Source organism: Bifidobacterium sp. ESL0728 (assembly GCF_029392015.1).
In the GTDB taxonomy this organism is placed as follows: domain Bacteria; phylum Actinomycetota; class Actinomycetes; order Actinomycetales; family Bifidobacteriaceae; genus Bifidobacterium.
On record NZ_CP113925.1, the window covers coordinates 44,650 to 65,426 of the forward strand.

Genomic DNA, 20,777 nt, shown 5'->3' on the forward strand with positions numbered 1-20,777 from the left:
GGTGTAATGCAGTAAGGTTATTGCCGGTTATCGAGGCCAAAGTTTGCGTGTATTGAAGGGTTCGCCACGTCATTTGCAATTTTGCCTGACAAAACACTTTCTAACGTCCAGATTTGTGTTGCGTTCTGCGGTTTTTGCTTGCGTTGGGTGGCGTTGTGTGATTGCGCTGCGGAACTTCGCGCCCCAATTATGTCGAGCGTGTTATGAGCTTTTGCTGCTTCATTTTGGCATTAGTATTACAAATGAACATTATGTGAAAGCGACAAAATCGTGTTTGCGACTCAAAATGACAGAATTCTAGACATTGCCAGTCAATCAAGCGAAATGCTGCTGGAATGCAAATTGATGTCCACCATCGGCGTCCCTGGTCGGCTGGCAGAGTGCCTGTTGGCGATGATAGGTTGGCCGTCGACCGTGAGGGTGCTGCTGTGAATTTCCGCCAGATATCCGAAGTCTTTTGGGAGACCAGCGATGCGGGCACTGCTGTTATGGCAATCGATATCCAAGTTGTTGTGCACGGTTCCGTCCCATTTCATACTTCCGCCGTGGGTTATCAATGAAGCGGCATTGACCGAAATGTCATTGATTTTGGCGGAACTGCTGTGTAGGTCGAGGTCAAAGTCGCTGCTTTCCAGTCCCGTGATGACGAGACTTGAGCTATTGAGTGCGGCGGTCGTTTGCGCCAATGGTTGTGCGGCCGGGATAATTACTTCGACGTATGCGTTCCATTGGGCGGGATTGAAAACGTCCATCAGAGACATGTGTTCCCAAGGTGTGCCGGTATTGGCGATATGCAACGTGCCGGCTGTGTTTGAGATCTGGAAGTCCGAGGCTTTGCAATGGTGGAATTTGATTTCGAATGCACCGGAATCGCTTGGCTGGGTGGTGATGCGGGCGGCCATCGAATGTAGATGGAAATCGAGTTTTGTAATCGGCAGTGAGCCGGTGAATCGCTGATTTTTAACGATGACGGTTGGGCTGTTTTGTGTGCTTTTCTCGTTTGTGCTGGTATCGGGCCGATCTCGGTTGGGTGTTTGGTTAGTCGAGGTCTCTGAAGCTGTTGAAGCGTTTGATCTGGTGTTGGCTTCAGATTTGTCATTGCTGGACTCGTGGTTGAAAGCCGTTGCGTTGTTAAGTTCGTTGGCTGGCTCGTTTTGCTCACTCATGTTGGTCCCTTCCGTTACTGAATCATTCCGGGTTTGTTGTGCAGCGACAATGACGAAATCTGTTGATCTGTTTTGGGAATTTGTGTTTTCTGTATTGTCGCCGTTCTCGTCATCAGGCTCGCTGGTATCAGCGGTGTCGGCAGATTCCGAATCAGGGTAGAAATTCTCTTGGAAGTGGTGCGCCCAGCGAGCGATGAGAGCATAGGTGTCAGCGCAAAGCAGCACGGTCTCGCTTGCCTCGCTGAACGGCAGATTGGCGACGGAACTGCGCATCCACTCGGCTACGCTGCGATGATTGGTTTCGAGTGTCGTGAGCAAACGGCGGCCGGTTGCTTCGTCGGTCTGATAAAGATTCGCAACCATTGCCACAAAGTCGAAGGCGATATGCGGTGGCGCCGAGGCGATCTCATCCATGAGCTCGTCGAAATGCTGCGAGCCTTTCGGTGTTATGGAGTAGACGCGCTTTTGCGAGGAAGCTTCAGAATCATCGGTATCGATTGAGGTATAGCCGTCGTCGCAAAGCTTGATGGCGATTCGATAGACGGATTGCTCGCTGACCTGGACCCAGTTGCTGATACCGCGCGAGGCGAGGAATTTGTTGATGTCATAAGCGCTCATCGGATGGTCTTTCAACGCTCCGAGCGTCATGAGTTCAATGGAAGGCAGTGCCATGATGCACCTCTACTCTAATTACTCTAACTATTAGTACTCTTACTGAGAGTAAATGATATCGCCCTACTGTTTTGCTGTCAAAATTGCGGTGCCGATTTGCAAAGTTGGTAGTTTGGCATTTGCTTTTTTGAACATTTCTGATTTGCAAAGTTGGTAGTTTGGCATTTGCTTTTTTGAACATTGAGCGTAATATTCATTGTAAAATAAGGGAAAATCAGCAAAGAGGATTTTATGGAATTCGACGCATCGCTTTATCTCGATAGGGTCGTCGACAAGCGTTTGCAGCAGTACCTTCAAGCATTTGGTGCAGTTTCTGTTGAAGGTCCCAAATGGTGCGGCAAAACCACGACGTGTCTGAGCCGGGCCAATACTAGTGTAGAAATTTCTGATCCAGCGAATAACTATGCTATACGCGCTTTGGCGAAGCTCGATCCGGCGCAGTTGTTTGTGGGTAATCCTCCTATTTTGCTTGACGAATGGCAAGTGGCACCAGGGATTTGGGATGCAGTGCGGCATGATGTGGATGAATCTAGGACTCATGGCAAGTTTTTGCTTTGCGGTTCAGCAGGGCCTCAAAAGAAGGTGTTGCATAGTGGCGCAGGTCGTATAGCCCGTCTGAAAATGCGTACGATGACACTTTTCGAATCTGGGCTTTCCTCTGGAGACGTATCTCTTCAAGGGTTGATGAATGGTGATAAGGCTGCTGGAATCGCAACAAATGGAACGAATCTAGACGACATCACCGATTTGATTTGTCGAGGCGGCTGGCCGGCAACGATTCATGATCCGTTTGAGCAGGCGGTTCTTACGCCGAGGCAGTATATCGATACCGTCTGTAATTTTTCAAATGAAGATGATGAAGAAGGCGAGGAGCGTATTAATCCCGACCGGATGCGTGCGTTGCTGGCAGCAATTGCGCGAAGCGTTGCATCGCCTGTGCGTAAGGTTACTTTGATTCAGGATACTGATGAAACATATCGTCCTTCCAAAAAAGACAGCGTGGAAACATCCTATAAGACTCTAGACCGTTATTATGCTGTTCTTCGACGCTTGTATCTTGTTGAGGAGCAGCACGCTTGGTCGCCTGCTTTGCGTTCTTCGGTGCGTTTGCGTCGATCGCCGAAGATTCATTTAACTGACCCTTCTTTGGCGGCGGCCGCTTTGGGCGCAACGCCTACTTCGCTAAAAAGTGATTTCAAGACGTTGGGTCTGTTGTTTGAGTCACTGGTGAACCGTGACTTGGATGTGTATGCGTCAAGTTTCGGCGCTCGCGTTATGCACTATATCGATAATTCTGATCTAGAGTGTGATGAGATTGTGGAACTGCCAGACGGCGGTTGGGGCGCATTTGAGGTGAAGTTGAGCGCAGACAAGATTGACGCAGCTGCCGCTTCGCTGAATGCTGTCGAAGCGAAAATGGTCGCCGGTGGTCAGGAACCACCGCGCTGTAAATGCGTCATCGTAGGCACATTCAATCGCGCTTATAACCGTCCCGATGGTGTTCGTGTGGTGCCGCTGGCGACGTTGCGACCATAAATAAGCAGGTTATCTTAGATGCAGATAGCTGTCAGATATGGCAATAATGAGCAGACATTATTTCTTTTCGCGATGCAGGCTGACGTATCTGGTGGATCGGCCTGCGCCAAGTTTTTGGATTTGGCCGGCATTGAGTAGAGTTTTCAGTGTGCGCTCGATGGTCGAGGTGCTGATGTCCGGGAGCGTCTGTTGGATATCTGCCTTGGAGAGTGGGCTCAGGCTTTGGTTCAGGACGTCGGCGATGCGTTGCTTTTTGGTTGTTGGATGGTACAGCGAAATCGGCGTGCTGACAGCTGCGGCGCGTTCGTCGAATTCGCGATAAGCCACCAAAATCGTACTGAGCAGATAGTTGACGAATGGCGCATAATCATTGGTGTTTTCGTTCCAACCGGCGGTGCTCGCGGCCAAAGCCTCGTAATAGGTGGCTTTGCTTTGCTCGATAAGATGTTCGATGCTGATATATTTCCCGATTTCGTAACCGGAACGGTAGAGCAGAAGCAGTGTCAGCAGTCGGCTCATGCGGCCGTTGCCGTCGTTGAACGGGTGGATGCAGGTGAAATCGAAAACGAACATGCAGGTCAGTAATAGGGAATCAATATCGCCGGCATCGTTCGCTTTGTTGTAATCGCTGCACGCTGCCGCCATGAGCTCTGGCGTTTGGAGCGCCGACGGTGGTGTGAACCTGACTCTTGCGTGCCCGGTTCCGTCCGATTCGACAATCATATTGTCGGTGTCTTTCCAATGACCAGCGAAAGCAAGCGGTGTGTGACGGAAGAGATCGCGGTGCAGTTGCAGGATGACGTTCGGTTTCAGCGGTATATACGCATAATTTTCATGGATGGTCTTGAGTACGTCGCGATAGCCGGCGATTTCTTCCTCGTCGCGATTCCTTGGTGCTACTTTCTCGCTGACGATACCGGCCAAACGCTTATTGGTGGTAGAGATTCCCTCGATGCGGTTTGACGCATCGGTGCTTTGGATGCGGGCGACACTGACAAGTGGCTCGGCAAGGTCAGGGCTAATCTGCAGCTGCACATTCTGCCGCCCTTTGGCTTCATGAACTGCATTGAGCAGATTCACGGTTTTCGGCGTTAGTAGCTCGTGCCCAGACTTCTCATAGTCAAAAGTATGCATGTTATCTGCACCATTTTCTGCATCATCAATTACTTTTCTGCATCATATTATAGCAAGTTGATGCAGATAAATATGAATGAGGCAGGAAATTCCATTTGCTAGACAGTATATGCGGCTGTAGAATCCAAGTAATATATTAAAAAATAATTATAAGGATTAGATTATGATAATTACGAAATCTGTAGTTTTGCAGGATGATTATCGATATTATCTTGCGCGTAAATGGAATGACAGTCTTCCAATGATGGCGTTTATTCTCTTAAATCCCGCAACGAGATATGGTGAGCAAAAATTGGATATGGATGATTCCACTATTCAGCTTTGTTATGATTTAGCAGAGAAATGGGGGAAGGGAGGATTTGTCGTATTGAATCTATATGCGGCAGTTGCGGGTACCATCGACCAGCTAAAAACTATTAGTAATCCTATAGGTGCTGATAATGATGATTGGATTAGAAAATTAGGGCAGATGACCGAGGTTGATCTCGTTGTCGCCGCGTGGGGTGATGAAGCTTCGGCAAATCGCGTTAACGCAGTAAAGAAAATTCTGCAGAAGGAATTGGGAATTCAACTTTATTGTGTAAGAAAGAACCCTAGTGGTAACCCGATGCATCTTCAGAGAATGCATTATGCAGGTATATCGCTTGCTGATGTCGGTGAACCAATACCTTGGTAAATATTAGAACTAGTTAATATGGTCTGCTAGTTTTTGCTCTTGCGCACCTCGATGGTCTCGATGCGGCGGCCGTCGACCTTGGTCACCACCATGTCGTAGCCGTCGTCGGAGTGGAGGGTTTCGCCTACCTCGCCCATGCGGCCGGTGTGGGCGAGGAAGTAGCCGGCGACCGTCTCGTAAGGGCCGTCCTCCAGCTCGATGCCGGTGAGGTCGGCGAAGTCCTCGATGGTCATGCCGCCGTCGACTGTGACCACGCCGTCGACGAATGCGGTTTCGCCGTTGCGGCCGTCGCCAATGCCGTTGGCCGTCGCGCTGTTGCTATCTTCCGGCAAATCGTATTCGTCGCGGATATCGCCAACCAGCTCTTCCGTCATGTCTTCCAGCGTGACAATGCCGTCGGTTCCGCCGTATTCGTCAATAACCACGGCCAAGTGAATCCCGCGTTTGCGCAGCAAAGCCAAACTTGGCAAAATCTTTGAGGTGCCGGGCAGTGAAATGCCTTCACGTGTCACGTCGGCCACGGTTTTGGTATTCGGGTCACGTACGTCGAGCAAATCGCGGACGTGCACAAAGCCGAGCACGTCATCGAAATCCTTGCCGGTGACGGGATAGCGGGAATACGGCATTTCGCGCACATATTTCGCGGCTTCCTCAATCGGTTGCGAACCCTCCAAGAAAACAACGTCGGCACGCGGTCGCATCACTTCCGCCACAATGGTTTCCGAGGCGTCGAACACGTCGTCCAAAATGGTGCGTTCGTCTTTGCTCAGGTTCGTGTTGGAATTGACCAGCACGCGCAGTTCCTTGTCGCTGACCTCGGTTTCGGTCTGGCTCGGGTCGAAGCCCAGCAGCCGCACGATGCCGTTGGTGCATTTGCCGATGGCCCAGATGATCGGCCGGCAGATTTTGGCGAAAATATCGATGGCGGGCACCGCGGCGCGCGCGATTTGCTCGGTGCGCTGCATGGCGATGCGCTTCGGCACCATTTCCGCGATGACGATGTCGCAGAACGAAATGATCAGCGTCAGCACGATGGTGGTGCCCGGAGAGGCGATATGGTGCGGAATCCCCCAGCTTTCCACTGCCGGCTCGACCCAAGGTGCAATGGCGGATTCGCCGAATGATGCCGAGAAGAAGCCCGAAAGTGTCACGCCGATTTGCACGGTGGAAAGGAACGTGTTCGGGTCGCGCGCGATTCGGGCGACTTTTTGTCCGCGCGCATCCTCCTGCTCCATCTCGTCGAGCTGCGAGCCACGTAGGCTCACCAGCGCGAGCTCGGTGCACGAAAAGACGCCGCCGATAATCAGGAAGATAAAGACGAAGACGATATCCAGGGCCAAAGACATGCCTCTAGTCTAGAAGACCGGCGGGGCAAAACGCTTTCTTGGGCCGCTGCGTGCTGGATTGCGCTCAAAGTAAAGCGCTTGAAGTTTCGACGTAATGCGTTAATCGCTTTGTATTTCGTACGTTTATGGTGCATATTTTATATAAAAACTATGGAATTGTTGAATATTGCGTCGGCATATAATACAATAATTTGCGATTGGGGGATTGTTTTCTAAGAACAATCGTTTGACTGCATGATTTCAGTGAATGCTGGCATTGCGAGTGGTTACGTGCGTTGAGCACACAATTGGGGCGCGATGTGCCATGCCGCTGGAAGGGGGTTATCGTGCGGATGCGGACGCATAAGTGGTTGTGGATTGCCATGGTTTTGATGCTGCTTGTTCTATGCCTTGGCGTGGTCGCCGTCGCTTTCCAGCAGAAGTCTGTTTTCGACAGGTCCGCGAATGGTGCGGCTGCGGAGGCAGCGTCATCGGTTTCGGTTTCGCAGAAGGAGAATGCGTCGTCGGCCTCTCAGAAAACCAGGGATACGTTCAGTTTCGGTTCCGCAGCAAAATACGCCCAGCATACAGTTTTTACGGGCTTGCAGCAGCAGGACTTGCGACATAGCGTTTTCCCGGACTTGCGGCAGTGGGCTTCACAAACAGGGAATCGCGCCCCGTCCGTAGGCGTCGATTCGCCAGATCGTGGTGTCAAGCATGCCGTCAATAATGCCAATTTCAACGTAACCTATCCGCTGACGTACGATGCGAATGGCGGCACTGAAACGTCAGCGGCTAAAACGTTTTCGCCTAAAACGTTGTCGACAAGAACGGTGTCGGCTAAAACTTTACAGGGCGGAACGTTACCGGCCAAAATGGAAGCTGGAAACGGGGCCCAGGCTTGCTCGTCCCAACATGCTTCCGGCGAGACGATTACTTTGCCGACCGGTTCTGCAGGCGATTATCAGGTCAACGAACCGACCCGAGACGGTATGAAATTCGTGGGCTGGTCGACGACGAAACTGGCGCCGTTCGACACGCTTTCGGACGCCGAAGCTCATGTGGTGGGCACGTTGACGATGCCGGAAAGTTCCCAGACGATGTATGCCGTATGGGTGAGGGACGGGGAGACCCCAACCTCCTATACGGTGACGTTCAATACGCAGATGGATTCCCACGGCATTGCCGGCTCGGCGATAACGCTGAAAACGGATACAGTATCCCCGGGTGGTACGTCCACACCCCCAACGCCACCGGTTCCTTATAATCAGGGGATTAAATTCATGGGCTGGGGCGTGAGCAAAGACAGCGGGGATGCTAGCGGTGAAGGCGAGATGAATGCGTTCGATTCATCGGCACCAATCAACAGTAACGAGACGGTATGGGCGCTGTGGGGTTATGAGGACACGTTAGATGGGAACGACCACAAGTGTGTCATGGGTATTGATACGGTCGCTACCTGTTTCCCCGACCCGGTATTGGCGCAAACGGTGGTCGATGCGGCGCAGGCGACCGACGCTCACCAAACCACGGATATCTGGACGCTGCGTGACGCGCTGTTTTTCGGCAATCTGAACTACAACACAGCACAAGGGCACGAGCTGGACGATACCCCGCTGAACATCTCCGAGCTGGACGGCTTGCAGACGCTCACAGGCTTGGGGCGATTGCATATCAGCAACGTTTCCGGGCACACGCTTAATGAGCACAGCCGTGATTTGCACCAGCTGAAATATCTGGGTAAAATGAATAACCTCTTCGCGAATGGCGATGGGATTTCCGACCTGGGTAATCTTTCCGGATTGACGAACTTGACAACCTTATATTTGGCTGACAATAGTATTTCCGATTTGAGTAGCCTTTCTGGGTTGTCGGATTTGCAGACCTTGAACATGAATAATAATGGCATTGCTGATGTAAGCAATCTTTCCGGATTAACGCTTCTGACAACCTTGTATCTGGACCACAACCAGATTTCTGATCTCTCAGGCCTGATTTCAACGCCTACTGTGGAATTGACCAACCTTAAAGAGCTGGATCTGAATGACAATAGGATTGTCGATGTGCGGCCTTTGGCGAAGCTGACCACTTTGAGTACGCTGAAGCTTCAGCACAACCAAATCGAATCCATCACTTCGCTGACGTCGTTGACGGGAATATATGCGCTGTATCTGGACAACAATAATATCAAAGATATCAGCGTCATCGACGATGCGCATTTTCACTGGTTGGGTATCCTTGGATTATCCCACAACGGGATCAGCGACATCAGTTCCTTGCGCGATGTAACCAGTCTCAAGCAATTGTGGTTGCATCACAACGATATTTCGGACGTGTCGCCCTTGGCTGGATTGACGAAACTGGAGATGCTTTATATTGGCAGCAACCATATCCTCGATATTTCGTCGCTGAAGAATCTCGCGGCCTTGAGTGGCGGCACCAGCAAAAGTTGCGATGTCGGTAGTTCCAGCTTCTGTGCCGACAAGCAGGACGTGACCTTACCGCAAGGAATTGCTGATCCGGGGCTGTCGATGCTGACGGCGGTGACGCTGAAGAAAGCGGCCGACGGATCGGTTGCCGGCGCGGCCGTCGATTCGACATCCATCCACTCCACCACCCCTGGCGCCCGATTCGATGCCGAACACCGGCAGCTGACGTGGGATGGCCCGATGCAGTACAACAATGATGATTCGCCGAAAGACCTGACCCAGACGTTCGACGCGGATGCGCAATTGCCCAACACCATCGGAAACTTTTCGGGCACCATCACCGAGCCCTACGCAGTCGCGCAGCATACGGTCACGTTCGACCCTGATGGAGGCACGTTGCCTTCCGGCCAGCTGCCTTCAGTGCAGGTGTATAGCGGCTACAAAATCGCGGTCCCGACTTCGAAGCCTTCTCGTGACGGCTATCGTTTCATGAGTTGGACCTGCGCCGCTGACGTTGCTGGGGTATGCCACGCAGGCGACTCCTTCGATTTCGTCAATACCGCGGTGACCAAAGACGTGACATTGGCCGCCAAATGGCAGGAGCTGGCGGTCGCGCTGCCGCTTACCGGCGCTTCGTACCGGGACGATTTGTGGCGCGGTGCACTCGCGGTTATCGCGTTGTGCGTGGCTTTGGCCAGCGGGTTATTGAGGAAACGTGCCGCCGGGCGGTGATGTGGCGCTGGTCAGTGATGTGCCTCTGGTAATGGCGTGCCGTCGTGCAGTGACGTGGCGATCAGGAATCGTTGGGTTTCTAGCCTCTTAAAGTCAAGAAACGCGCAAACGGAAATACCCAATGCGTGTTTCTTGACCGTAAAAAGCGAGTGGAATTGCTGAAAACTACTCGGCTACCTGGATCTGGATCTTGACATCCTCGGGATGGGCTTCGACTACGCGGTCGAACGCGTCTTTGGCCTGCTCCATCGGGTAGACCTTGGAAATGAAGGGCTTGAGGTTGATCTTGCCGGCCGAGACCAGGTCGATCGCCTTCTGATAGACGTTGGCATAACGGAACACGTTTTCGATTCGCGTTTCGCGCGCCTGCACCTCGGTGATATCCATCGGAACCTTGCCGTCGGCCGGGATGCCGATAATTACGGAGGTGTTGCCCGGGGCCCCGAGCTTCCAGAAGTTGTCATACGAACGTACGTTGCCGGACGCCTCGAATGCTCGGTCGGCGCCCCAGCCGTCGGTCTCCTCCTTGACGCGCTCAAGCAGGTCCTCTTTGGTGATATCAACGGGAGTGATTCCCGGGATCTTGGAGGCGATGTCGAGCTTGACCGCGGAAGTGTCGGAAATTAGGACTTTCGAGCAACCGCCTGCAAGCGCGCAAGCCGCGGTGAGCATGCAGGCGGTGCCGGCACCGGTGACCACGCCGATGTCTCCTGGCTTGATTGCAGCCTTCGTCGCGGCCCACAGACCTACGGAAAGCGGTTCAAGCAGAGCGCCCTCTTCGTAAGTCATGTTGTCCGGTAGCTTATACGTGAAAGCGGCCGGGTGAATCACGTCGTCACACAGGCAGCCGTCGACCGGCGGGGTGGCGAAGAAGCGCACGCTCGGGTCGATGTTGTAGAGACCGAGCTTGGTGGCGCGCGAGTTCATGTCGGGGATGCCGGGTTCCATCGCGATGCGGTCACCGGGCCTGAACCCTTTGACTCCAGGTCCGACTTCCAAGACGGTGCCGGAGGCTTCGTGCCCGAGAATCATCGGCTTCTTAACGATATACTTGCCGACGCGCCCGTGCGTATAGTAGTGGACGTCGGAACCGCAGATGCCGACGCTATGGGGCGCAATCTTCAGCTCACCGGGCCCCGGCGTCCCCACATCCGCGACGTCGCGGACGTTGATGACACCCTTTTTCTCAAGAACCACAGCCTTCATCGTTCTGCCTTTCTATAGGTTTCAACATCAGCGATAACCAATATAGATAATAGAATCAGGATTATAGAAGAGGCTGATATTTATCGCAATATAATATCGGAGATTTTCGTTGTTTCGCCGGTTAAACGGTCGTAGGCCAGTCCGCGTTGGCTCTGGCATTAGGGAGACGTTCAGCGACTCAAGGCAAAAGTAAAAGTACGTTTTCTCAGCTGGTCCCCCGATTTTCTTTTGCTCCGTTGATTGCTTTGCGCGGCCTGAAGCTCTAGAAACGTTGGGATCACAACGATAATCCTTTTGCCTGCCATTTGCTTCTCTTTTGCTTTTAAAATCAAAAGAGATCGCGGAATCAGAACGAAAGCACCTCGACCTTGCCGGTGGTCAGCTGGTAGCGGGCGCCGACGATGGAGAGGCGTTGCGCGGCAAGCGCTTCCTGAATGACCGTCGAGCGGTCGACCAAAGCCTCGATGGTGCGGGCGATGTGGACGCGTTCGAAATCGTCGGTATCACTCAACGCGGCTTCCTGCGCGGCCAGAACGGAGGCTCCGACCGAGCGTACGAGCACGGATTCCGAAGCAGCGACCAGCTCCTCCATCTTGTCGAACACGTCGTCGGCGTCCATTCCGGTACGTGCGGTTTCACGTGCAGCGAATCCGGAATCATCGGAATCGGCAGGGTCGTTTGCAGCTTCATGATTTATCCCGGTGGGGGCGGGGCCATTGTCTGAATCGGCGGAACCCCAAGAATCTTCGGCATCGTCCGCGGCCGCCGGGTCGATCATTTCCGAATCGGTGACCTCTGCTGCGAAGGCGGCTCCTAGGTCGATACCCGCGCCGGAAGCAAGTGCGTCGAGTTCAGCGACGGCGCTCGCGACCGCACCGCAATGTTGGTGCCCGAGCACCACCAAAATGCTCACGCCCAGATGCGTCACGGCGTATTCCAGCGAGGCGATGACGGCATCGTCCAGCGTCTGTCCGGCGGTGCGCAGGGTGAACATGTCTCCCAAGCCTTGGTCGAAGATGATTTCCGGCGGTACGCGCGAATCCGAACAGGAAAGCACGGCGGCATCCGGGTGTTGCCCGTCGATCAGCGATTCGCGGGTCTCCCTGTCCTGCCAAGGGTGCTCGGCCTGGCCGGAAGCGAAGCGCGAGTTGCCCTGCAGCATGCGGCTCCAGGTTGCGTTGGCCGTGGATTCCGCTGAATTCGGGTCGTCGCTTCGCGATTCTGCGCCCGATTTGATATTTGAATTGTCGTTCGAGCCGGCATTGCCGTCTGCGCCTTGGTTGGATTGTCCCGCTCGGCCGGAGTGTTGATCATCGCTTCGACAAGAGCGTACGTAATTGTTTTGGCCGGAACGTGCGTCGTCGTTAAATTGCGAATCGTCTGTCATTGAGGTTTCCTTCCAAGCGAGAGCGCCCGACAAGCAAAAGTTGTTTGCGTCTAACGTTACCCTTCCGCCGCGTCACTTTGTGAGTTTCGGTATTTCTGAAAATTATCGGATTCGAACACCTATGTGACGTCGAAAATGGATGTATTTATTTATAAGATAATTAAACCGAACAAAATAAATGTTAATAATTCGTATTTTATTTTCGCAATAAATACAATTTGTCTAATTATTAAACATTTATAGTGATAATGTGTCTTATAAACCGATGTTTATTGCGGTTCACGAAAAGAAGTGCCTTTAGGCGCATCGCAACTGTCGATATTGGGGTTTCCGGCGTTACGATATTGAAGTCACGGCGATAAACGGTTCCACAGGCGCTCCTGAAGGTGCTGGGTTATGGTTACGAACGTTCGTAGAGGGCGTCAAGCGGAACACATAAAGGCCAGAGTCGCGTGCGGACGTATAGCATTTGGTTTTCAAGATAAAGGGGTACAAACTATGACCATGCTTCAGCATGAATTGACCGATTTCACGGCCAACATTTATCAGAACAACGAGTTCAGCAAGCTCACCAAGGCGGATGTGCTCGGCCACTGGTCCCTGATTTTCTTCTATCCCAACGATTTCAGCTTCGTCTGCCCCACCGAGCTCGAAGATCTTGCCGATCACTATGAGGACTTCAAGAAGGCCGGCTGTGAGATCTACGGCGTCTCCCACGACACCGAATTCGTCCACAAGGCTTGGCACGAGGCCAACGAGAAGATCGCGAAGATCCAGTTCCCGATGGTCGCCGACCCCACCAACACGCTTTCCCGCGATCTCGACAGCTATGACGAGGTCAACGGCCAGGCCGAGCGCGGCGATTTCATCCTGAGCCCTGAAGGCAAGGTTGTGGCCTACGAGGTCATCTCCTCCAACGTCGGCCGCAACGCGGAAGAGATCCTGCGCCGCGTCGAGGCCTCTCAGTTCGTTTACGAGCACGGAGACCAGGTCTGCCCCGCCAAGTGGGAGCCGGGTGACGAGACCATCGCCCCGAGCCTCGACCTTGTCGGCCAGCTCTGATTCCTGCCTGTATTCCTGTACGGCTGTACTAAAGGAAACCATGAAGCAACAAGACGATTTGTACGACGTAGTGGTTATTGGCGGAGGTCCGGCAGGTCTTACCGCCGGTCTCTATCTCGCGCGTGCGCGGTATCGCGTGCTTATCCTTGAAAAGGAAGAGTATGGCGGCCAGATCACCATCACCAATGAAGTGGTCAATTATCCTGGCATCGCCAAAACGGACGGTCGCACATTGACCGAAACCATGCGCCAGCAAGCCGAGGATTTCGGTGCTGAGTTCATGGCGGCCGAAGCCACCGGAATTGACGTTCACGGAGATATCAAGACCGTTCACACCAACCGCGGCGACCTGAAAACCTTCGGTATTCTGGTGGCTACGGGCGCGAACCCCCGTAAGATCGGCTTCCAAGGAGAGGCCGAATACGCCGGTCGCGGCATTTCCTATTGCGCGACCTGCGATGGCGAATTCTTCAACGGCATGGAGGTCGTTGTCGTTGGCGGCGGCTTTTCCGCGGCTGAGGAATCCGTTTTCCTCACCAAATATGCCAGCAAGGTCACGATTCTGGTGCGCGGCGACGATTTCACCTGCGATGCCTCCGTCTCCAACGAGGCCAAGAACGACCAGAATATCGAGATTCACTACAACACCGAGATGAAGTCGGTTTCGGCAGGCGAAGGTGGCCTGGTAAGTGCTGTGTTCCACAACCGCAAAACCGGCGAGGACACGGAATGGAAGCCGAGCAAGAGCAAGAACTTCGGTGTTTTTGTCTTTGCGGGTTATGTGCCGCAGACCGACATCCTGAAAGGCGTCATCGATCTTGACGATCACGGCTACGTCATCACGCACGATTATCTCGAGACTTCCGCCGCCGGGGTGTACGCTGCCGGCGACCTGCGTGAGAAGAATCTGCGCCAGGTGGTCACCGCAGTTTCCGACGGAGCCGTCGCAGGTGTGGAACTTGAGCGCTACGCCAAGGATTTGAGTGAGAAGACCGGTCTTGTGCCGCCTCGCCCGACCAGCTCGAATTACGAAAAGCGTGAGGCCGAAGAGGCTAGGAAAGCCGCGAATTCCGGCACTTCCCCGGCTCCGGCTGCTGCGCCTGATGCCGCTGGTGCTGCCGGCCAGGCCGCTGGTCCTGTCAAGACCTCCGGGTTCTTCGACGACGCCATTCGCAAGCAGCTCGATGTGGTCTTCGGCCGTATGAGCCAACCGCTGGTGCTGGAGCTCTCGCTTGACAAGACCAAGCTTTCGCAGGAGCTCAAGGGTTTCATTGAAGAACTTGTCGGATTAAGCGGCGGCAAACTTACTTCGGTTGTCGCGCCTGAACCAGCTGACGGCGAGGAAGACGCGGAAGGCCGTGCCAAGTTCGACGTCGAAGGCGTGATGCCGATGGCTCGTCCTTGTGTCCGCCTGTGCAAGGTGGATGCGAGCGGCAAGCTGCGGCCTACCGGACTTGCGTTCCACGGGGTTCCCAGCGGCCACGAGTTCAACTCGTTCGTGTTGGCGCTATACAACGCGGCCGGCCCCGGCCAGTCCGTCGACAACGATACCCAGCAGCGCATCGAGAAGCTCGACGCGGACGGCGGCACCACCGATGTGATGGTTTTGGTCTCGCTGACCTGCACGATGTGCCCGACCACGGTGCTCTCTTCGCAGCGCATCGCCGCCGACAACCCGAACGTGAAGGCCGAGGCATACGACATCTCGCACTTCCCCGAGCTGCAGAGCCAGTACGGCGCGATGAGCGTCCCCTGCATCGTCGTCAACAAGACCGCGCCTGACGGCACGACCTCGCAAAAGATCGAGTTCGGCAAGAAGACGGTCCCGCAAATGCTGGATCTCATCGACGAAGCGTAGCGAATAACCTACCATTCTCAAGACCTCCCCGGCTGATTCCGGCGGAGGTCTTTTTATATACGTTGTGGAATAAACAAATTTATATGGGAAAGCTATCGAATCTTTCCTGTCAGACAATGCCGAATAATTCGCAGGCTTTATCGGAAAGTTCATAATATATCGGCCTTTTGCCGACGGTTGACACCAAGCCCTTTTCTATGAGTGATTGGAGTTTCGTGCGAATTTTCACTTGACCAACACCCTCATATCGTGCGAATACAGTTCGAGTCAATTCTGGTGACTGCTCATGGAATAAACGTTGTTGGATTAACATACTGAGTATGGCATCGGATGTTTTATCTAGATGGTTTTGTTCGGCAAATTCGGCTGCAGCTCTTGAGGCATTGCCTAAAGCATAATCCTTTTCTTGTAAACTATCCTCAAGTTGTTTCTGCGCGATTTGTATAAATTGCAGCATCTGATACACAAAGAACGAGAGTTCGGAACAATTCAGCGGATTTTCGGCATTCTCAAACGCCTTATAGTAGATTTGTTTGTTTCCAGCGATTACCGGACTTAACGATAATGCCGTAGGCGCGGATAGATGTTCTCGAAGCTGTAACGCCAATAGGAACCTTCCGGTTCTACCGTTGCCGTCATAAAAAGGATGAATGTATTCGAAGGCATAGTGACAGATAATTGCTTTTACTAATGACGGAATATTTTCTTTGTGCATGAAAATCAACATCTGAGTGAGTGCTGTTTGGATGCTTATTTCTGAAGGCAGACCACGATGGATTTCACGGCCTGTGGATATGTCATGAATATAGACTTGATCTTTGCGGAATAATTCGCCGTCCGGTTCCGTGCCTTCATCCAATTCGCCTTGTACAACTTTGTCGTAAATATCGCGTATATCGACAAGCGATTCCGGCAATTGCAAGGCATCTTTGCTGTTGAGCCCTGTGTACAATTTTGCGAATTCACTAAATCTGGTATGCGAGGATGGCTTATCGACAGATTGCAGGGCGGCGCTTACTTCCTGCCTCGTTGATTGCACGCCTTCCATGAGATTGGTGCTGAGTAACTCTTCAGTTAGCAAATCGCTGAGATAAGCCTTACGCGCGACACCAGGGAGTTGCTGCCAGATGCCATCTACATGGGATTCACGATGGAGTATATCGCTGATCAGCATAATGGATTCACGAAACAATACGGCGAAAACTGAATGAGAACCTTCCAGTATGATATTTGTTTTAAAAGTTGAGGGGAGTTCTAGACGATTTCTATATTCTTTTTCAGCAAATTTTGCAGGCTCTTCTGATATTGAAGCCATGTGAAACGTAGTGGCGATATCGTTATATTTCATAAATACCGATTTCTCTCAAAATCATCATTTAGGTGGCTTAAATGATACCTCTAAATGACGATTTTGGCCATTTTCGCACTTTAGAGTGTCAATTTTGATGTGCTAAGCAGCGATTTTGACTGATTTCGTGTTTTAGCGGAAGAATTTTAAGGCGCTAAAGAGTGATTTTGGTGCTTTTCGCACTTTAAAATTGTCGAATTAGCTTTTTATCTGTCGATTTTATGCAAAAGCGACAAGTAGAAAGGCGGTAAAGCGGTTTGAAAGTTGCTCAATGAAGTGAACTTATTCGGTGTTTTTGTTGTTGATTCGAACTGAATATTTATGCAAATTTCGGAATAAAATTTATGTTAATTGGGTAGTAGCACCTATGTTAATTGTGGAGTAGAGGCTTAGAATCGTCGGAAAATCAACGGTTTTGAGCAATAGTGATTTGCTTAAATAAGCGCTTAAAATTATGCATTTTAATCAATAAAATTTGTGATTTTATGCTATTCCCCAAACTTACTTACCGTGCTGACCGCATACAGCGGCAAATCGTAGATGGCACCGTCGTGACGCGGGGCTAGCGACGAGAAACGGACTGCGGTTGGCAAATCGAACTTCTTCATCGCGTATTTGAGCCTGGCGGCGGTGAGGTTCGTGCCGGCTTTTACCTCGATCGGCACGACTTTGTCGGCGAGCTGGGTGACGAAGTCGAGTTCGTGGGTGGCGTTGGTATCGGTCCAGTAATCTGGCCTGAAACCCGCCGCGACGAGTTCCTGGCAAGCGAGTTGCTCGGCAAGTTTCGCCGTCAGTTGTCGTTCCCTTGTTATTCTGCGGTTCTTAGGCTTATACTGCACACTTTCACAGGTATTTTAGGTCTGTTTATGCACACTTTCATGGTACTTTTTGATGGTTTTTGCACACTTTCACTGCTATTTTGGGCGATTGCTTACACATTTTCACTGATTTGAGATGGAGACAAGGCATAGGAAAACGCCACAGACGAATACCGAATCAATAACGATTCGCAAACGTCTGCGGCGTTTTCCTAACGGGTCAGCTTATAGAATCAGCCGGTGTTCTGCAGGCCGGCGGCGACGCCGGAGACCGTGCAGAGGATGAGGTAGGTGAAGCCGCCGCGCTGTTGGTCGCGGGCCAGCTCATCGTTATCTGTCTTCTTGGGAGCGACGGCACCCGCTGCAGGAGCCTCGCCGTTGGCCTTCGCCTTGGCGGCTTCCGCGTCCTGCTTCTTCTGCAGTTCGCGCTGGCTGCGCAGGGCAAGCACCTGGATGACGGAAAGGATATCGACGTACGGTGAACGCACGCGGACAGCCTGGCCGAGCACGTGGCGATGCTGCAGCGGCCACTGGTCGCCGACGATGGCAAGCACCCACTTGCGGGTCAGTTCCATCTCGTTCAAGACCTTGTCGCGCAGGTCATCGCGGTCGCCCAACGCCAAGTACATCTTGGCGATGCGCTCGTCGGTCTTGGCCAGCGACATCTCGATATTGTCGATGAACGTGGAGAATACCGGCCATTCCTTGTAGGCGCTGCGTAGCGTCTTGAGGTCGCCGAAATCTTCGCACGCGGTTCCCAAGCCGTACCAGGCGGCGAGGTTGATGCGAGCCTGAGCCCAGGAGAAGACCCAAGGAATCGTACGCAGGTCATCGAGCGACTTGGCGCCGAGGCCGCGCTTGGCCGGGCGGGAGCCGATCGGCAGCAGGCCGATTTCGGTTAGCGGCGTCACCGTGGAGAACCACGGAGCGAAGTCCGGGGCGTTGATCAGATCGAGGAAGCGGTTGTGAGCCGATTCGTCGAGCTTTTCAGCCATGCCCCAATACTTTTTGGTCATCTCGGTGTTGGTCTTCTCCATGCTCGGGGCCGACTGCAGCAAAATCGCGGCAGCAACGGACTCGACGTGGCGGATGGCCAGCGCCTGGTTGCCGTAGCGAGCGAAGATGCTCTCGCCCTGTTCAGTGAGCTTGAAGCGGCAGTTGACAGAACCCTTCGGCTGCGCGAGCACTGCGCGGTTCGCGGGGCCGCCGCCACGACCGACAGCGCCGCCGCGTCCGTGGAAGAGCGTCAGGTCGATATTGTTCTTCTTGGCCCATTCCGCGATGCGTCCCTGTGCTGAATGCAGCGCGAGCGTTGCGGTGGTCGGGCCGGCGTCCTTGGAGGAATCCGAGTAGCCGAGCATGACCTCAAGTTTGCCGCCGGTGGCCTTCAGGCGGGCCTGCACCTCAGGAATCTTGATCATTTCGTCAAGCACGTCGACGCAGTTCTGCAGGTCCTGCAGCTGCTCGAAGAGCGGAATGACATCGATGGTCGGCACATCCTCGGGGTTCGAGAACGCCATGCGGTTGAGTTCGTAGACGTCGCGGATGTTCTGCGCGGACTTGGTGAACGAGATGATGTAACGGCGGGCGGCCTTCTGGCCGTTGCGCTTCTGGATGGCGCCGAGGGCGCGGAAGGTATCGAGCACTTCGTGGGTCATCGGCTGCAGCTCGCCGCGTTCGCCGTGCAGGCCGTGCTCGCGGATATCCTCCAAAGCGCGGGTGTGAACGAGCGAATGCTGGCGGAATTCCGTCTCGACGAGGTGGAATCCGAAGGTTTGCGCCTTCCAGATGACGTCCTGAACGGGTCCGTAAGCCGCGCGTCTATCGCCGGCATCTGCCAACGAACGCTGCACGATCTTGAGGTCGGCGATGAAATCATCGCAGCTCTTGTACATCAGGTCGGCGTCGCGCACCACAGTGTAATGCAAACGGTCGGCCATGACCAGCATGACCGCGCGGTGCATCTCGTGCGAGGACGTAGCGGCGGCCTTGTCGGTCAGACGCTCGCTCATCTCCTTCTGACGGTTCCAAAGGGTGACAAGTTCGTCGCTCGGAGGCGTGGTGACGGCTTCCATCGTAAGGTTCGTGCCGGCGGTACGGGTCGCCTTTTCAAGTGCCTCGATGGCGTGATCGCTGAACTTGCGGGCGACGGCGCGGCTGACTTTGGCGGTGACGTTCGGGTTGCCGTCGCGGTCGGTGCCGATCCAGGAACCGGGATGGAAGAACGCGGGGCACTGCGGTTCCGCGATTCCGGCCTGGTCGCCGAGGATCCAATCGTCGAAGCGGCGGTAGACCTGGGGAATGGTGTCGAACAATGTGTTGTCGAAAATGTCGATGATGGTGTCGGCTTCCTCAACCGGTGTCGGCTTCTTGGCGCCGATCGGTGAGGTGCGGAAAAGCGCGTCGATCTCGTTATAGAGACGACGGTAGTTTTCCTTCTTGTCGGACCCGCCCAGCAGTTTTCCGGCGCTCAAAAGCGTTGCGATTCTGCGGATCTTGCCTTCGACGGCCTTGCGGCGGGCCTCGGTGGGGTGCGCGGTGAAGACGGGATGAAACTCGAGTTTGTTCAAAAGCTTCTTGGCCTTCGCCGGGCCCATCTCGTTGATGAGCTGGTGGTAGGCGCCTGTCAGTTCGTTGACCGGATCGGTGGCAGCGTCCTCGCCCACGTTCGATTCGCGCTTGTGCAGCACGGAGACGCGGTAGTTCTCCTCGCAGAGATTCGCCAGATGGAAGTAGGTGGTGAGCGCGCGCGCGAGCAGTTGCGCCTGGTGGACGTTCAGGGCGTCGATGACCTTTTCGGCCTTTTCGAGGTTGTCTTCCTTGGGGTGTTCCTTGCCGATGGTCTCCGCATAGTGTTCGGCGCTCGCCTTGACGGCGTAGTCGCGGACGGTATCGAATGTGGAGAGCAGATCCTTGTCGTACTCCCCGAGCACGGTGCGCAGAATTTCAAGGCAGAGTGCGAGATCGTCTTTTAGCGTTTGGGGGAGATCACGTTCCTCGGGGCCCTTGGTCCCTACTCCGGAAGTGAACAGTGCGGCATCAGGCTGCGTGATTGGTTGATTATTGTCTGGCTGATTCTTGGTATTCTTAGCCATGCAGACCTCCTTCAAACCAAGCGTCCGGTTGTTCGATCTGTTGGCATTCCGCGGCTCCTCCGCGGTTGTGGTGCCATCTGTTGCGAACCCAAAGCCATTGCTTGGCGAGTCCTGTTCGATTGTAGGGTGACCTAATCGACATTTACGTAACGAAATTCAGCAATGGCCATATTGCGGACGGATTGGTTGCGTTACGTGGGTACGTGGTCGAGTTTGGCGATTTCATGACGTGCCGGCAAGAATCGGTTGTTTTCGTTGATATATCAGGATTTCTGGGATTGCATTTCCGTCAGTTGGACCGTTTTCATTTCCTGAGTTGGCAGTTTGGGGTTG

General features: G+C 53.5%; 12 protein-coding genes and 1 pseudogene. 5 read left to right on the forward strand and 8 right to left on the reverse strand.

The window, feature by feature from the left end; genetic code table 11:
• Positions 1-311: 311 nt before the first annotated feature.
• On the reverse strand, positions 312-1,838 hold the full coding sequence (locus tag OZX67_RS00175; protein WP_277143021.1) for a DUF4097 family beta strand repeat-containing protein: 1,527 nt from the start codon (positions 1,836-1,838) through the stop codon (positions 312-314).
• Between the two features lie 231 nt (positions 1,839-2,069).
• Here OZX67_RS00175 and OZX67_RS00180 point away from each other — a divergent pair, with 231 nt between their 5' ends.
• Positions 2,070-3,374, forward strand: a complete 1,305-nt coding sequence (locus tag OZX67_RS00180) for a DUF4143 domain-containing protein (RefSeq protein WP_277143023.1) — start codon at positions 2,070-2,072, stop codon at positions 3,372-3,374.
• A 57-nt stretch (positions 3,375-3,431) separates the two neighbouring features.
• Here OZX67_RS00180 and OZX67_RS00185 read toward each other — a convergent pair whose 3' ends face one another.
• The gene (locus OZX67_RS00185) at positions 3,432-4,508 is read right to left on the reverse strand and encodes a Fic family protein (RefSeq protein ID WP_277143025.1); all 1,077 of its coding nucleotides are present in this window, start codon (positions 4,506-4,508) and stop codon (positions 3,432-3,434) included.
• A 163-nt stretch (positions 4,509-4,671) separates the two neighbouring features.
• Between OZX67_RS00185 and OZX67_RS00190 the strand changes: the two genes are divergently transcribed.
• Positions 4,672-5,184, forward strand: coding sequence for a DUF1643 domain-containing protein (locus OZX67_RS00190; protein WP_277143027.1), 513 nt, complete (start codon positions 4,672-4,674; stop codon positions 5,182-5,184).
• Between the two features lie 26 nt (positions 5,185-5,210).
• Here the strand turns inward: OZX67_RS00190 and OZX67_RS00195 are convergent, their stop codons facing one another.
• Positions 5,211-6,530, reverse strand: a complete 1,320-nt coding sequence (locus OZX67_RS00195; RefSeq protein ID WP_277143029.1) for a hemolysin family protein — start codon at positions 6,528-6,530, stop codon at positions 5,211-5,213.
• 332 nt (positions 6,531-6,862) lie between these two features.
• Between OZX67_RS00195 and OZX67_RS00200 the strand changes: the two genes are divergently transcribed.
• Positions 6,863-9,670, forward strand: a complete 2,808-nt coding sequence (locus OZX67_RS00200; protein ID WP_277143031.1) for a leucine-rich repeat domain-containing protein — start codon at positions 6,863-6,865, stop codon at positions 9,668-9,670.
• A gap of 165 nt (positions 9,671-9,835) precedes the next feature.
• Here OZX67_RS00200 and OZX67_RS00205 read toward each other — a convergent pair whose 3' ends face one another.
• The gene (locus tag OZX67_RS00205) at positions 9,836-10,876 is read right to left on the reverse strand and encodes an NAD(P)-dependent alcohol dehydrogenase (protein WP_277143032.1); all 1,041 of its coding nucleotides are present in this window, start codon (positions 10,874-10,876) and stop codon (positions 9,836-9,838) included.
• Between the two features lie 844 nt (positions 10,877-11,720).
• Positions 11,721-12,038, reverse strand: a pseudogene (locus tag OZX67_RS00210) (carbonic anhydrase); the annotation flags it as partial.
• 723 nt (positions 12,039-12,761) lie between these two features.
• On the opposite strand from OZX67_RS00210, the gene OZX67_RS00215 reads away from it, so the two are divergent.
• Positions 12,762-13,325: a redoxin domain-containing protein gene (locus OZX67_RS00215; protein ID WP_277143034.1), complete on the forward strand. Its 564-nt coding sequence runs from the start codon at positions 12,762-12,764 to the stop codon at positions 13,323-13,325.
• 40 nt (positions 13,326-13,365) lie between these two features.
• Positions 13,366-15,183: an FAD-dependent oxidoreductase gene (locus OZX67_RS00220; protein WP_277143036.1), complete on the forward strand. Its 1,818-nt coding sequence runs from the start codon at positions 13,366-13,368 to the stop codon at positions 15,181-15,183.
• Positions 15,184-15,292: 109 nt separating this feature from the next.
• Here OZX67_RS00220 and OZX67_RS00225 read toward each other — a convergent pair whose 3' ends face one another.
• The 3 genes from OZX67_RS00225 to OZX67_RS00235 all read right to left on the reverse strand — a co-directional run bounded on the left by OZX67_RS00225 (position 15,293) and on the right by OZX67_RS00235 (position 20,444).
• A complete protein-coding gene (locus OZX67_RS00225; protein ID WP_277143037.1) occupies positions 15,293-16,531 on the reverse strand; it encodes a Fic family protein in 1,239 nt (412 codons plus the stop codon).
• A 488-nt stretch (positions 16,532-17,019) separates the two neighbouring features.
• Positions 17,020-17,370 (reverse strand): DUF4143 domain-containing protein, encoded by a 351-nt coding sequence (locus OZX67_RS00230; RefSeq protein WP_277143039.1) that lies wholly within the window; start codon positions 17,368-17,370, stop codon positions 17,020-17,022.
• Between the two features lie 212 nt (positions 17,371-17,582).
• Positions 17,583-20,444, reverse strand: a complete 2,862-nt coding sequence (locus OZX67_RS00235) for a phosphoenolpyruvate carboxylase (protein ID WP_277143041.1) — start codon at positions 20,442-20,444, stop codon at positions 17,583-17,585.
• Positions 20,445-20,777 lie beyond the last annotated feature (333 nt).